This is a genomic window from Kitasatospora phosalacinea (assembly GCF_000716545.1).
Taxonomy (GTDB): Bacteria; Actinomycetota; Actinomycetes; order Streptomycetales; family Streptomycetaceae; genus Kitasatospora; species Kitasatospora phosalacinea.
The window spans coordinates 1-480 of record NZ_JNWZ01000177.1 but is presented as its reverse complement, the minus strand read 5'-3'; the positions used below and the strand labels follow the sequence as shown (position 1 = coordinate 480).

Genomic DNA, 480 nt, shown 5'->3' with positions numbered 1-480 from the left:
GGTGGACACGCTGATACTGGATCTGCTTGATCCGGAGGAAGCGAGAACACCGCCGATGGCGATGAAGGACTACTCAGACGAGTTCAAGGCCGATGCCGTGGCCCTGTACGAGTCCACGCCCGGGGCGACCTACAAGGACATCGCTGCTGACCTGGGCGTCAACAGGGCGACGTTGCGCGAGTGGGTGCTGCGGGACCGCGGACGCCGCGGCGTCACGCCTACCGACCCCCGGTCGGACGGGAAGGCATCCGTCCAGGCGGGGCAGCCGGCCGCGTCCACCGATCCCGACGAGCGGATCCGGCAGTTGGAGGCCCGGGTGGCCGAGCTCGAGGCGAGCGAGCGCAAGCTCGCCACCGAGCGGGACATCCTGCGCAGGGCGGCCAAGTATTTCGCCGGCGAGACGAACTGGTGAGCCGCTTCCAGTTCGTCCACGACCACCGGGACGCCTACGAGGTGAAGCGGCTGTGCCAGGTCCTGGAC

1 protein-coding gene is annotated in these 480 nt (G+C 68.5%); it reads left to right on the top strand.

The features are described 5' to 3' along the window. The coding region (locus OO48_RS34020) for a transposase (RefSeq protein WP_209439597.1) at positions 1-412 on the top strand (412 nt) is incomplete at its 5' end. Positions 413-480 lie beyond the last annotated feature (68 nt).